Source organism: Paenibacillus sp. GL_099_B (assembly GCF_057835695.1).
This window is the reverse complement of the sequence record NZ_CM174430.1, coordinates 6,738,763-6,752,001: the sequence shown is the minus strand read 5'-3', so window position 1 is coordinate 6,752,001 and position 13,239 is coordinate 6,738,763. Positions and strand designations below refer to the sequence as shown.

Annotated in this window: 10 protein-coding genes; 6 read left to right on the top strand and 4 right to left on the bottom strand. The window is 53.0% G+C overall.

Translation table 11 applies throughout. The annotated features are described in order from the left end of the window. Positions 1-9 precede the first annotated feature (9 nt). Complete coding sequence (locus tag AC3ITG_RS30630) at positions 10-1,350, top strand: MFS transporter (protein WP_489252279.1); 1,341 nt, start codon at positions 10-12, stop codon at positions 1,348-1,350. Between the two features lie 94 nt (positions 1,351-1,444). Here the strand turns inward: AC3ITG_RS30630 and AC3ITG_RS30625 are convergent, their stop codons facing one another. Then, positions 1,445-2,026, bottom strand: coding sequence for a hypothetical protein (locus AC3ITG_RS30625; protein WP_072733755.1), 582 nt, complete (start codon positions 2,024-2,026; stop codon positions 1,445-1,447). Between the two features lie 28 nt (positions 2,027-2,054). Then, entirely contained in the window at positions 2,055-2,588 is a 534-nt protein-coding gene (locus AC3ITG_RS30620) for a hypothetical protein (protein WP_072733754.1), read from the bottom strand. Positions 2,589-2,822: 234 nt separating this feature from the next. On the opposite strand from AC3ITG_RS30620, the gene AC3ITG_RS30615 reads away from it, so the two are divergent. From AC3ITG_RS30615 to AC3ITG_RS30595, 5 genes are all read left to right on the top strand, one after another. Then, positions 2,823-3,320: a DUF6385 domain-containing protein gene (locus AC3ITG_RS30615; protein ID WP_072733753.1), complete on the top strand. Its 498-nt coding sequence runs from the start codon at positions 2,823-2,825 to the stop codon at positions 3,318-3,320. Between the two features lie 48 nt (positions 3,321-3,368). Continuing rightward, positions 3,369-4,697, top strand: a complete 1,329-nt coding sequence (locus AC3ITG_RS30610) for a DUF6385 domain-containing protein (RefSeq protein WP_489252278.1) — start codon at positions 3,369-3,371, stop codon at positions 4,695-4,697. A gap of 80 nt (positions 4,698-4,777) precedes the next feature. Beyond that, on the top strand, positions 4,778-7,135 hold the full coding sequence (locus AC3ITG_RS30605; RefSeq protein WP_489252277.1) for a glycosyltransferase: 2,358 nt from the start codon (positions 4,778-4,780) through the stop codon (positions 7,133-7,135). Next, complete coding sequence (locus tag AC3ITG_RS30600) at positions 7,092-8,996, top strand: tetratricopeptide repeat-containing glycosyltransferase family 2 protein (protein WP_489252276.1); 1,905 nt, start codon at positions 7,092-7,094, stop codon at positions 8,994-8,996. The genes AC3ITG_RS30605 and AC3ITG_RS30600 overlap by 44 nt, the downstream gene beginning before the upstream one ends. 50 nt (positions 8,997-9,046) lie before the next feature. Beyond that, positions 9,047-11,056, top strand: coding sequence for a tetratricopeptide repeat-containing glycosyltransferase family 2 protein (locus tag AC3ITG_RS30595; protein ID WP_489252275.1), 2,010 nt, complete (start codon positions 9,047-9,049; stop codon positions 11,054-11,056). Positions 11,057-11,139: 83 nt separating this feature from the next. On the opposite strand, the gene AC3ITG_RS30590 is transcribed toward AC3ITG_RS30595, so the two are convergent. Together AC3ITG_RS30590 and AC3ITG_RS30585 are read right to left on the bottom strand one after the other, a co-directional pair. Further along, positions 11,140-11,811, bottom strand: coding sequence for a class I SAM-dependent methyltransferase (locus tag AC3ITG_RS30590; RefSeq protein ID WP_163755537.1), 672 nt, complete (start codon positions 11,809-11,811; stop codon positions 11,140-11,142). After that, complete coding sequence (locus AC3ITG_RS30585; RefSeq protein ID WP_489252274.1) at positions 11,808-13,238, bottom strand: glycosyltransferase family 4 protein; 1,431 nt, start codon at positions 13,236-13,238, stop codon at positions 11,808-11,810. The genes AC3ITG_RS30590 and AC3ITG_RS30585 overlap by 4 nt, the downstream gene beginning before the upstream one ends. Position 13,239 lies beyond the last annotated feature (1 nt).

Sequence of the window (13,239 nt, the reverse complement as noted above, 5' to 3'; positions counted from 1 at the left end):
AGTATACGTATGACCGTCATTTCAAATGAACCCAATCCATCATCCATTTCGTCCAATGGTTCATCCAAAAGCCTATGGACCAACTTCCGCTTCATGCGGATGTTTATTGCTTATTCGCTCGCAACCTTTGGAGATTGGTTTGACGCGCTCGCCATCCAGGTCATGGTCGCTTATCGTTGGGGTGCTGATCCTCTGATCATAGCCCTTATTCCGGTATGTATGGCTGTTCCGGGGATCGTACTTGGCTCGGTGGCAGGTGCACTGGCTGATCGTTTGCATAAGGTGAAAATCATGATGATATGTGATGTGATCACCGTCTTATTAACGATTGCAATTCTGTTCGCGCCAAGTGCGGCTTGGCTGCTGCCGCTTCTTGCTTTACGAGCGATGATGGGGGTATTCCATGTACCTGCGCAGCAGGCACTTACGCGTCAAGTGGTAGCAGAGGAGCATCTGTTTCAGGCATCGTCATTGAACGGTTTTGTGAACCAATGCTCCAAAGTAGCGGGACCGCTGCTGGGTGCAGTCATTGTGGCCGTCTTTTCACCGCAAGTCTGTATTTTAATCAATGCTTGTACACGTTTGTTGTCCGGAGTCGTGTTATGGCCTTTACGGCGTCTAACAGAGGATCCAGAACCTTCTGCATCGGATGGAGGTCCTTTGGAAACGGGGGAGACCGAGGAATCTCTGTTCATTCAATGGCAGAAGGGTTGGCGTTTTATTCAGAGCAGCCGTACCCTTCTGAGTACGATGCTGTTTGGTTGCTTTGGATTAATGGCGATACTCATGATCGATTACCAGTTTACGACGCTGTTTAGGGAGATCAAGCCTGGCAACGAAGCTCTGATCGGCTGGCTGGGATCATCCGCTGGGGCAGGTGCGGTTGTGATTATTCTACTATTGAATCGACTTCCGCGAATAGGGTATGGCTGGGGGTTGGGTGGAGGATATTTGCTGATTGGTGCCGGAATTGCTGCGCTTGGCTGGGTCAGTTCCCAAACGTCCGAGTTCTGGATTATCATCTGGGGCTTATGCATCGGAGTGGGCAATGGACTGTTCATGGTGACGTTGAATTACTTGCTGCAAAAAGAAACCCCGCCTGCCTATGTAGGCCGTGTATTCGGTATTCAAAACTCGCTTTCGAGTGTCGTGCTGGTCGTTGCTCCACTTGCTGGAGGTGCCTTGATTCGGAGCGTGGGGCCCAGTCCCACATTTCAATATATTGGCATGGCGACACTGGCCATTGGTTTGGCCGGCATGCTGCTGCAACGAATCTTATGGAAGGGGGAACAACCACTTCCGGCAGAATCGACTGGTGAACATGGGCAGAGGCCAGTCAGACAGCCATAACTGTCATCGTTACGGTAAAAAGAAGATCGAACGATGAACAGCCGCTACGGTTACTTATCCGTAAGCGGCTCTTTCCATCTAATAGGGTAGTACATCATACTTCCCACCAAGAGAAATAGGAGGTGGAGGCCATCAGCCCCCCAACTGAGAGTGAGCCACTCACCGACAGGTTAATGGACTGACCGGGAGGAACCACGTAACGTCCTAACTCATTGGATAGAAAGGGACCTACCTGCAAGGGCATAGCCAATAAGGTTGTGGTACCCGTGGGGGCGGCAGCGGAGAATCGTACCGTTGCAATGCTGGTGTTACTGCTTGATAAATTATTGTTTACCGGTGTGAGTGTGCTCGGTGATGTCAATGTTCCATTTGCAGACAGAGTCATGGTACCACTGAAGGAAGAAAGCAAGTTGAGCGCGACCGTGATTCCTCCAGATAGCCGCGATATATATACATTTTTTCCGCTTCCTGCTGGGTTGGTCAGTTGGACAGTAGCAATAACACTGCCCCCCAGCAATCCTAGTGTTGTGGAGTTGGTTGAGCCTGCATTGTACAGATTGCCAGTACTACCTGCATTATTCTCAGGTGGAGCCACAATGCCGGGAGAGGTAAACGTATTCGTAATGGATGTATAAACGGGACGGTTTAGCGGGTTGAACACGTGATCATTCGGCATTGTGCACACTCCTTTTCTAAATGATATGTCAGAATTCCCACCAGGAAAGATTAATGGAGGCGGTTTGGGAGCCTGTTCCCGCACTGATGGATAGTGTCTGTCCTGGAGGGACGATGATAGAACCGTTCAGGTTTAACATATACATGCCCGCTGTAAGAGGAATGCTTAACAAGCTTGTTAATGTTCCCGTTAATGTGCCGGTATTTTGCCTTGTTGTCATTACACTCGTATTGGTATTGCCCAACAATGTATTGACTGGCACAGGTGTGGTACCACCTGTAATGGTTCCGCCGGAATAGACAATGAGTGTAGCAGCTGCGGTTGTGCCTCCGCTGATCCTAGAGACGTACAAGGTACGCCCACTGCCCACTGCATTAACGACCTGCAGCAACAGATTTAGTCCAGCACCTACACTGACATTATTGGTAGTCAGTGCAAAAGAACTGCCTGCGGCTGCCGCCCCGCCCTCTGGAGTGGACTCAATGCCAGGGGCAGAGAATGTATTAGTCAGTTGAGTATATAAGGGACCGTTAGATTGATTGAATACATTGGAATTGGTCATATAATCCACCTCCAATCTGCCTGAATAAGATAACCAAAGTGAATTTTTTGGAATGTGCTGCTTCTATGAAAGTTTGAAATAGAGACGTGAAGAGGTTGTACTTGCAGTGTATGTGGGAAAAAGGGGAAGGGTTTGGGATACAAACAGTAAATCCTCAAATAACGGCGTATGCCGTGCCCGTATTTTACATGCAGGCATACGATGCGGAAGCACATTTTTTAAGGGGAAATCGATATGAGTCGAACAGCGAAGCGTAGCAAGAAGAGAACGAACCAAACAACTAAATATGTCAGCCGTCGCCAATCCCGTCGTTCCTGCCGCGCTAAATTGCTGAAACCTCCTTGTTCCCGGATTACTCGTCCCCGGTTCAAGCAGGGTACTTCCTCACGTACGACACTCCCTGGTGCTACTCACTGTTTTACAGAGCATACGTATGTCGGAGCCGAGACAAACGGTAGTATGAATTCTCTTCCGGCTCAAGACACCTCATCGCTCAGCATGTACACATATGGCATTGTAAATCGGGGCGAACATCCGGCTCTTGTGCAGATTCAGATCAGCCCTAATGCCAGGGACTATGCTGTGGACAGCCAGGAAGTGATTGCCGGAGGGCAGACCAAAGCGCTGGTGCCGCTGCGATTCCTGCGTTATACCCGGCTGGTTATCCAATCGGTTGAACCGGATCAGCCGACCCGGCTCGATGTTTATTTTCAGGCACAGCGTATGCCGTAAGAACGTGGAATTCTACAACCGATTTGACCAGGGAGGAGGACGAGGCATATGCCTAACTTTACAACGTTTAACACGAATCCGGATAATCTTAGAACTTTGATTTTTGGTCATGATAGTACAGGTACGGCCCAGCCGGTTCACACCGATACAAGCGGGAACGTACTCGGAATTATTTTGGATGGTACGATTAGTAATATCTCAGGTCTCACTACCGTTACCATTAATGCCGGAACCATCACAAATATTCTGAACGGAACGATTACCAGCGTCCTCGGAGCAACGATCACGGCGGGTACAATTAACAGCGTGCTTGGCGCAACCGTGACTGCGGGGACATTAACAAACCTGCTCAATGGTACCATTACCAGCGTGCTTGGAGCTACAATCACCGCAGGAACGTTGACCAACTTGTTGAATGGTACAATCACGAGTGTACTCGGAGCGACGATTACAGCTGGAACGATCACCAGCGTGCTTGGAGCCACAGTGACAGCGGGAACACTAACGAACTTGCTGAACGGTACAATCACGAGTGTACTTGGAGCGACAATCACAGCCGGAACGATCACCAGCTTGCTTGGAGCCACAGTGACAGCGGGGACACTAACGAACTTGCTGAACGGTACAATCACGAGTGTACTCGGGGCGACGATCACAGCCGGAACGATCACCAGTGTGCTTGGAGCCACGGTGACAGCGGGGACGCTGACAAACTTGCTGAATGGTACAATTACGAGTGTACTTGGAGCTACAATTACCGCAGGGACGCTGACCAATCTGTTGAACGGTACAATCACAAGTGTACTTGGAGCGACGATTACAGCAGGAACACTGACGAACTTGTTAAATGGTACCATCACCAGCGTTTTGGGAGCTACCGTGACAGCAGGAACGTTAACGAATTTGCTGAACGGTACCATTACCAGTGTACTCGGAGCCACCATTACGGCCGGGACGTTGACCAATTTGTTAAATGGTACCATTACAAGCGTATTGGGAGCCACGATTACAGCGGGTACACTCAGCAGCGTGACGTCCATCTCGCAAAAGAGCTTTCAGGAATCACAGCTTCTTAGTACGCCGACGGCAAACACGTTTACACCGCTTCCGGCAGTCACGACGAGTGTGTTCGGCACTTATTCCTTCTTTGTATATAACAGGGGTCCAGGGCTTAACCGGATAGATGCCCGCGTCGAAATCAGTGCCAACGGTACCAACTGGTACGATGATGTGGACACGGTAACCGGGATCTTGCCAGGCTCGGTGGATGTACTGGTGCCGCAGCGTTTTCTCAAATATACACGTCTTTCCTACCGCTCCAGTCTGCTGGGAGCACCAAGTACGATTGATGTGTTCTTTAATGGACAAGGCACATAACCCGGTTTGTTGTCATATAGGTACATGGAGTCCCTTTGGTGGGCTTCATGTGCTTTTTTTTGTATTGGAGGTGGCTGCATATGCAGAACAGGTTACTCGGAATTCATATGATTGTGCAAAATGAAGAACGTCATCTGGCCCGCTGTCTCAACGGCTTCAAGTCGATTGGCATCGAATGCTTCATTACAGATACCGGCTCAACAGACCGTACTCCGGAGATTGCCAGACATTATGGAGCAACGGTGCTTCACACCCGTTGGGAAGATGATTTTGCACATGCCAGAAATATAAGTTTGCCTCTCGCGAGCACGGAATGGATTCTGTGTCTGGACGCGGATGAGTATGTCATACAGGGATTGGAAGAGCTTTTGAATTATCTACCGAAGGTCCATAAGAGCGTTTCGAGACTGCGGATTACGATAGAGAACCGAATTGGCGAGGGAGCGGGAGAGCGTGTGATCTTCCAACCTGTGCGTCTTTTTCGCGCCCATCAAGGATATCGGTATGCTGGGCGTATCCATGAGCAATTGGTTCGTGGCGGTACAAGGGATGGTGGAGAACAAGAAGGCGACGATCAGGACATGAACGACTCCTTTGCCTATGAAAAAGGTTGGATTGCTGAGCATGAACCCTTGGCTCCACTGCGTTTGGTTCATGATGGTTATTTGCCGTCCACGATTGCTAAAGGACATAAACCCTTGCGTAATCTAAAGCTTTTGCAGCAGGAATTAGCTGATCGTCCGGGGCAACCTTTTCACCTCTATAATGTGGGGGTGACATACTGCCAGCTAGGGAATATCGAACAGGCAGCAGAAGCCTTTACTGAATCCTTTCTTCATACACCCCTGCAAGCTCCGTATCGCTCCACCCTGGTTCGGGACTATGCCAAGGTTCTTCTGGCAATGGGGCGCTATGACGAGGTTCATGGATTATTGGCGGTAGAAAGACAGCGTTATGCGGGGTATGCCGACCTGCATCTGATATATGGAGAGATTTTGGAGCAACAGGGTCTGGAGGAGAGGGCCTACAAGTCCTATGCAAGAGCAACAGATTGCCGGGAGGGCTTCAATGGAGCTGATCCCAAGGACAATAACAAGGCAGAGATTCGAGGCATACATCAGCAGGCAATCGAGCAAACAGATAAACCGGGAAGCGATGAATTACGTGAGGGCAAGTCCTCTGATGATGTTCACAGAGAGCCAGACCGATTGGAAAGACATTACGTAACGGATATAGGTTGCGATAGCTACAAGGCCTATACAGCGATGGGAAGGCTTGCACAGAAAAGAGGCTTTCTGCAGGAGTCTGCTCATCTGTACAGCCTGGCTCTGGGGAGCGAGATCACGTATGCTCCTGCATGGACAGGGTTAGCCGATGTATTGCAGCAATCCGGAGAGACGGATGAAGGCATAACAGAGACATTACTCGCACGCTGGAAAGAGTATTCAAAGAAAGAGGATTCAGATCTGAGCGGAGTCACATACGATGATGGTCTGGCATATGTGGTGCATGCACTTGCTTCCAGCGGAGCGTATGGGCAAGCATTAGACTTGCAACATGGAGATGCCCGAAATACGCGTATAAAACATAAAGAGTACCTGTATTGGATGTTATGTGACAACAGGGTATCAGATGCGTTGCAGTTCGTGCAGAAACAGTGGAGTGACGAGCATCGTGCGGGCGTAAACCTCCAACCTGAGCAACGACTGGATTTGGCATTGACCTATTGGGCAAATGAATTATCTGTATCCGAATCATTTATGGCAGCAGCAGAACCTCAGGAGAGGGAAGGCTGGAGACTGCTGAATGGCCTGCTGGATGCGGGAGAACAGGTGCATGTTGAGGATGACAGAGATGGGAAAACAGTTCACCAGACGCTTCAGGCTGCAACGGAGCTGAGTAAGAACATATTGATTCGGGCAGTGCAGACGGGGCAACTGGCGTTTGCCAATAAGCTGTACGAGAAGATGGCTGCAATTAACCCTGAACACGACGGAAATGGTGTTTATAGCCGATGGCTGGCTGCTGTTCTTTACCGCCAGGGATACACCATGGCGGCCGCAGATCTGCTGATTCAATGCATGTCGCAAGGCGATCTGGATGCGGAAAGCCACTTCTACCTTGGGGAAGCCGTGTATGCCAAAGGGCATTATGATCAGGCATTGATTCTTTTCCAGCAGGCATTGGAGCTGAATCCAGAACAGCGGCAGGCAAGGGCTGGAGCTGCTGTCTGTTATATGAAGTTGGCGCTAGGGGTTATCAGACACGAACTAACTCGTTCTCCCGCTGACAAGGTACTCATGGCACAACAAACTGTGCTGGAACAACAGCTTCGCACCGCCGAAGGTATTCCTTGGCGTACGGTGTTCCATGCAAGGGAGAGGAGGAACCAGCTTGCCGACCAAGCACATTTCATTATGCATGATCGTGAAGGATGAAGAAGAACTGTTGCCTCATTGTCTCGAAAGTGTCCGCGGGGCGGTGGACGAGATCATTGTTGTGGATACCGGTTCGTCGGACCGAAGTGCTGCCATTGCCAGGGAATATGGGGCGGAGGTTGTGCCGTTTGTGTGGAGCGACGATTTTGCCGCGGCACGAAATGCTGGGCTGGAGCAGGCTTCGGGCGAATGGATTCTTTTTCTCGATGCGGACGAGGCGCTGGATGAGACTGCACGGGAGCAGATCAGAAGCTGGACGGCAGCCAGCGGATGTGACGGATTGTTTTTAAATATCCATAACTATACGGGTTCGGGTCAGCAGGGGGTCACGGTAAATCCGGTATTGCGCCTCTTCAGGAATGAGCCGGAGCATCGATTCGAAGGTCGGATTCATGAGCAGATTGCGGTGGCAATCTGTCGGAAGAATCCACAGGCTGCTTTTCATGTGACGGACATGATCATTCACCATTACGGGTATCAGACAGACATTGTGGAGCGCAAGGATAAGGTGAACCGGAATTTGCGTTTGCTTCAACAGGCGGTGGAGGAAGAGCCGGAGCAGCCGTTCCATCATTATAACCTGGGTGTCGAGTATCTGCGGATGGGGGAAGCGGAACAGGCGCTGAAGACGTTTGGCGTAGCTAAAGCGGGAATTGACCCTACTCTGACAAGTTATGCACATCTGTTGTTTAAATATGAGATTCGTTGTTTCCAGCATTTGAGTCGCTGGCAGGAAGCATTGGATCACACCCATGCTGCTCTTGAACTCTTCCCAGAATACACGGACCTGCTGCATCATCGCGGGGTATGTGAGGAGGCGTTGGGCGAGACAGAAAAGGCAGAGCTATCGCTGCGTGAAGCAGTCCATATGGGACCGCCACCACCCATATTTCATACAGAAGAAGGAATCGGAACCTATCAGACCTGGTATACCTTGGGTAGGCTGCTGGAGGGGCGGGCGGATCTTGAAGGCGCAGTGGATGCTTATGTGGAAGCAGTTCGTGCCAAATCCAGCCTGCTGCCGCCGTTGTACAGGATCTTTCGAATTATGCGGGTTTCCGGTCAAGAGCAACATCTGGTGGAGCTGATTAAGGAGCGATTTGCAATCACTTCAGAAGAGGCGATCCAGAAAGTGTTGGGTATTCTGGAGCAGTGTCGTTGCTATGATACGGCTGTGCAGTTGTTACCAGACATATCTTCACATCCTTCCGGGGAGATGAGGGAGAGGTTATCCATGGCTGAGGCTTTGCTCCAGATTCAACAGGGGAAATGGAACAAGGCTCGTCTTAAGCTGGATACGGTACGGCGAAAAAAAGGAGAGCTTTCTGTACCAGCTACCCATTGGATAGAGCGACTAAACTGGATTGAAGGAAGACCAATAGATGGGGAAGATCAACTGACTGCGTGGTTGTATCGTCATTCGCAACCGAGTAGGGAGTCGGAGCCATATCAACAGACAGAACGAATTGGGAGTTTACAAGTCGTTGACCAAAATGACGACTCTAACGTGGCTGCTGGAACAGCGTATAATGGCTGGCAGGCACTTGGACTGATGATGGAGGGATGTGTGCAATCCGGGAAATGGGATGTGCTGCATGCGCTGGTTCAGCTCGGTCAGGGGCAGTTGGCAGAAGGGGTGTATCCATTGGTGGAAGGCGCCCGGCAGGAAGCGGGAGAACCCTTTCCCGGAGCCTCCGATTCACGTGTGGGAACCAGCTGGCTGGTGAAAGGGTTTGTCAGTGCTGCCGATCATCACCTGGAGAAATTTGCTCAAGGGACAGAAGGACAGCGACACCGTTGTTGGCCTGTTGTTCAGCAGATTAGGCTGGATTTACCGGGGCCGGATGGTTTTGAGTTTTGAGAGTTGAATGAAAGAGAGCAGAACCCCGTATAGGAAGGAGGAGGATGAACATGCAGACAGGAATTAGCCTGTGCATGATCGTGAAGGATGAGGATCAGTCGCTTAAGCGGTGTCTGGATGCTATTCAGGATGTTGTGGATGAGATCATCATTGTGGATACGGGATCAACGGATGAGACGATCGACATTGCCCGTCGTTATGGTGCGGTTGTCATCAGTGCAGCATGGACCGGAGATTTTAGTGCTGCCCGCAACCTGTCCCTTGTTGCTGCCACTCATCCTTGGATTCTGGTACTGGATGCGGATGAAGTCTGGATTCAGACCGAGCATAATTTGGCGGAGATGAAGCGGCTGCTGACCTCAAGTAAGGACGACGTATGGGGATACTGGATACAGGTCACGAGTTTGCTCGGAATGTCTGGAGAAGAGCATGTGACGGATGCGGTGTGTCGTTTATTTCGGAATGATCCCCGAATTGCTTTTCAAGGCATGATTCATGAAGAAGTGGCATCTTCGATTCTATCCTTCGCTCCGTGGGGTGTGGTCGATTCCGGGCTTGAAATTATTCATTATGGCTATCTGGAGCACGTTATTGTTGGCAAAAATAAACCCGAGCGCAATATGCGGCTGATTCGCTCCGCTCTCCATAAGTCGCCGGATCAACCGGAACTGTTATATGCCATGGCTGCCGAGTGGTTTCAGCAAGCGAGATACGATGAAGCGTTCAAGTTGTTACAGCCTTTGCTGGCAAAGCTTACGCCGGAATGCGGATATCATTCGGATCTGGTACTCAAAACGGCCTATGCCTGGCGGGAACGTAGCCGCCCAGAGAGAGCACTCGCTATCGTTGAGGAATGGAGACCGGTGTATGCTGATTTCCCTGATCTGCTGGAGCTTGGTGCTGTGTTGGAGCTCGATCAGGGACGGGATGCTGCGGCGCTCGACTGGCTGAAGCAGGCCAAAGCGGCAGCATCCACAGCCAGTCGATATACGTCCGTTTCCGGTGCGGGAACGTATCGCAGCCTGACTCTGGAAGGCATAGCCCATGAACGGCTGGGCTGCTGGCAGGAGGCAGCTAAGGCTTATACATCTGCGCTCGCCGTACAGCCTGGCAGCTTGCTAGCATGGCAGCGGCTGTTACTGCTGGCCGCAGCTAGCGGGCGGCCGAACGCCATCGCAAGCGCAGCCCAGCGGATAAGCCTGCCGCCTGCGGCCTGGCAGGCGCTGATCCCGGCCGCGCTGGATGCGCATCGGCCGGAATGGCTGTCGCGCCACGCGGCATCACTGTCTGCCGCGCTGCGGGCGCAGCCCCTCGCCGCTGGGCTGGCGCTGGCCCAGCTCGGCGAGGACGCCGCTGCCCGGGCGGCTTTGCAGCCCTGGGCAAAGCATGCGCAGCACGGGAAGGAGGCTGTGCTGGCGCTGTGGGCGCTTGGCCACAAGCAGCCCGGCGAGCACCGCGCCAATGCTGCGGCTGGCTCAGCGCGAGGCGCCGCTGCGTCGCCGTCAGCGCGGCGTAAGGCCCGCCAGCAGGGGGCCGCGCCAGACGCAGCCCGCGCAGCGGAAGCGCTGCTGCGCGGCGGCGCCCCGGCTCGCTGCGCCCCGCCAGCGCCGCAGGCCATGCACGCCGCGGCGCTGGCGCTCGCGCGCGTAGGCGCCTGGGCGGCATGGCTGCGCCTGCTGCGGGCCCTGCCGCCCGGCCAGGCGCCGGCGCTGCTCGCGGCGCTTCCGCCTGCGGCCCGCTGCGGGCTGCTGCGCGCGCCCGCGAGCGTGCGTGAAGGGCTGCTTGCGCTATTCGGCACGCCGCATGGCGTGCAGCAGCCCTTCACGCACGAAGTGCCCGCCATGGTACTGGCGGGCACGCTCGCTTTGCTCGCCGGGCGGCGCACTGCGCGTGATTGGGCCGATTGGGCCCAAGTCACTGCACGGCAACCCGCCGCCTCCGGCAGCCCGGCGACGACCATCCCGCCGGGCCTGCACACCCTGCTGCGTCTGACATCACCCGGCGCAGCATCCACCGAAGCATACGCTAACCAGTGCAGCATGCTGCTGGTTCATCTCTAACGGCTTCGGTATCCAAAAGATTTAAGGATTTAGAGTTAATCTGAATCTACGCCCTCATCACTGATCCCATTTATCCATCCCAATTACTCCTTACGAATAACAGCACGAAAACAACGGATTGCCGGGCCATACATGTCAGACCAGATGGCATCCTCCGGTTCTTTCACGCTCAGCTTACCTTCGATCGTCAGTCCAGTGACAGCCATAATGGTCTCCAGCAGATCAGGGCGCATCTCTGGCACATCAAACGTGGCTATCAATCGTCCGTCCGGCTTTAGTACCCTGGCGAATTCGCGAAAGGCCCGCAGCATCGTGCCTGTATCCAGATGCTCCAACACAGAGATGCAGAATACGCTGTCAAACATCTCCGATTCATACGGAAGCTGAGCCAGATTGGCCTGCGCAAGATGCAGTCGGTCCAGGCTCGATTCCGGCAGATCGCGTGCGGCCAGCTCACCAAAATCAGAAGCGATATCCAGCCGGATCGCTTCTCTGGACAAAATGCGCTCATCCCAATCACAGGCATGAACTTCCCGGCAGTACTCTGCCAGCCAGAATTTGAATGGATGGGATATACCACAGGCAGCGTCGAGTACGACGTCTTCCTGCCGCGCAAACTGGCGTGCCCATTCGTACTCGTACGGACGGCTCCACCACGCAGGATGCAGTGGAAAAACCAATGTATCCGTTTTGGGGTCACCCTCCCGAATGTATCTTGATTCCGTGAAATCCGTTGCATTTGGTGTATCCATCATCCCCGAATTCCCTCCTTTAATCCTGCTTCTGCCAGAAAAGATTCCAATACCGTACTCCATCTCCGCCGCCAGTGGGATATGTCGTAGGATAGCGCCGTCTCGCGGGCATAGATACCCAGCCGCTCCCGCTCGGCCTTATCCTGAACGAGACGCAACAGCGCGGCGGTCAGCGCTTCTTCCCCTGGAGGTACCAGCAGTCCGTTGAAGCCATCCTGAATCAGATCATTCAGTCCGCCAACATTGGAAGCAACAACCGGAAGCCCGCAGCTCATTGCCTCCAGACAAGCGTAGGATGTTCCTTCCGAGAAGACCGTCGGGATCACGGCGATATCCGCCTGATGGTAGGCATCGCGGATATCCCGAAAATCATACGTGCGCTGTATAATTCGATCCGCATGGGGGTGTGTGCGATGCCAATATCGGAAGGATCGGCCCACCGTACTGCCTTCGACCAGCTCTCCCGCAAATTCGACCTCCAGATCAGGAGAGGCACCGAGCAGTCGGTCAGCTGCCAGCATCATCGGAATAATGCCCCGTTCCATGCTGATGCGGCGCGGATATAAAATGCGCAGTGGACGCGATGGGTTCACATGAATTGCAGCCTTTGTGTCGTCGCCCTGATCCTTCAAATGTTCACCCATCAGCTCATTTGGCTGCCGACCAGTGTGGCCCTGTCGGATATCCCTCGAGTCCAGTTCTTCAGCGATTACTGTCACCTCGGATCTGTTCGCCCGTACCATGCCGTCTCCATCGTTTCTTCCCCTCACGGACGTAGCATTCAACCCCGAGATGGTAGCTTCAGCATGATCTTCATGGCCTGCAAGATCTTTCTTCCATGCAGCCAGCCATTCTTCTTCCTGTTCATGCTCGAACGTACGTCTTGGCGGAGCAGGTGTGAAGTAGGAGGTATCCACTGCATTGGGAATGAGCACGACCTGACTGGCATCCGCAAACGTACAAGCAGCACGGCAAAAGGTCTGAAAATGGGAATCGACCGACACGATGCGTACAAGTCCATCCAGTGCCAGTTGAATATGCTCCGATACTTGCTGCTTGGTTTCCAGCGGCAGCGCGGGACGATCCCAGTTAATACCATGGCTGATGCCGAGACTGCCCGGCTTGTAGGCAATGGGCTGCCACAGGCAGCTTGCATAGATCACAGGTCCTCGTGCTGCGGCAGCCATTCGGGCAAAAGCTTCGGGCACATCATTCATATCGTAGGCATATCCGTATACATCAATCTGTTCCGTACGGGTCTGAAAAGCTTCAAAATAGGACAACTGATGAACCTCGGGGATGTGTCCCAATCCGCGGATTACACTGCATAAATCCAGGACGTAACGCTCCAGACCGCCCCCGAACACCCGGCTGAATTCCCGGTTATATCCATCGGTGAAGCTGTGTGTCAATATGCTGACCACGCCCATC

Coding starts and splice junctions, on each gene's coding strand:
- AC3ITG_RS30630 (WP_489252279.1), top strand. CDS start 10: ATGACCGTCATTTCAAATGAACCCAATCCATCATCCATTTCGTCCAAT.
- AC3ITG_RS30625 (WP_072733755.1), bottom strand. CDS start 2,026: ATGCCGAATGATCACGTGTTCAACCCGCTAAACCGTCCCGTTTATACA.
- AC3ITG_RS30620 (WP_072733754.1), bottom strand. CDS start 2,588: ATGACCAATTCCAATGTATTCAATCAATCTAACGGTCCCTTATATACT.
- AC3ITG_RS30615 (WP_072733753.1), top strand. CDS start 2,823: ATGAGTCGAACAGCGAAGCGTAGCAAGAAGAGAACGAACCAAACAACT.
- AC3ITG_RS30610 (WP_489252278.1), top strand. CDS start 3,369: ATGCCTAACTTTACAACGTTTAACACGAATCCGGATAATCTTAGAACT.
- AC3ITG_RS30605 (WP_489252277.1), top strand. CDS start 4,778: ATGCAGAACAGGTTACTCGGAATTCATATGATTGTGCAAAATGAAGAA.
- AC3ITG_RS30595 (WP_489252275.1), top strand. CDS start 9,047: ATGCAGACAGGAATTAGCCTGTGCATGATCGTGAAGGATGAGGATCAG.
- AC3ITG_RS30590 (WP_163755537.1), bottom strand. CDS start 11,811: ATGATGGATACACCAAATGCAACGGATTTCACGGAATCAAGATACATT.
- AC3ITG_RS30585 (WP_489252274.1), bottom strand. CDS start 13,238: ATGGGCGTGGTCAGCATATTGACACACAGCTTCACCGATGGATATAAC.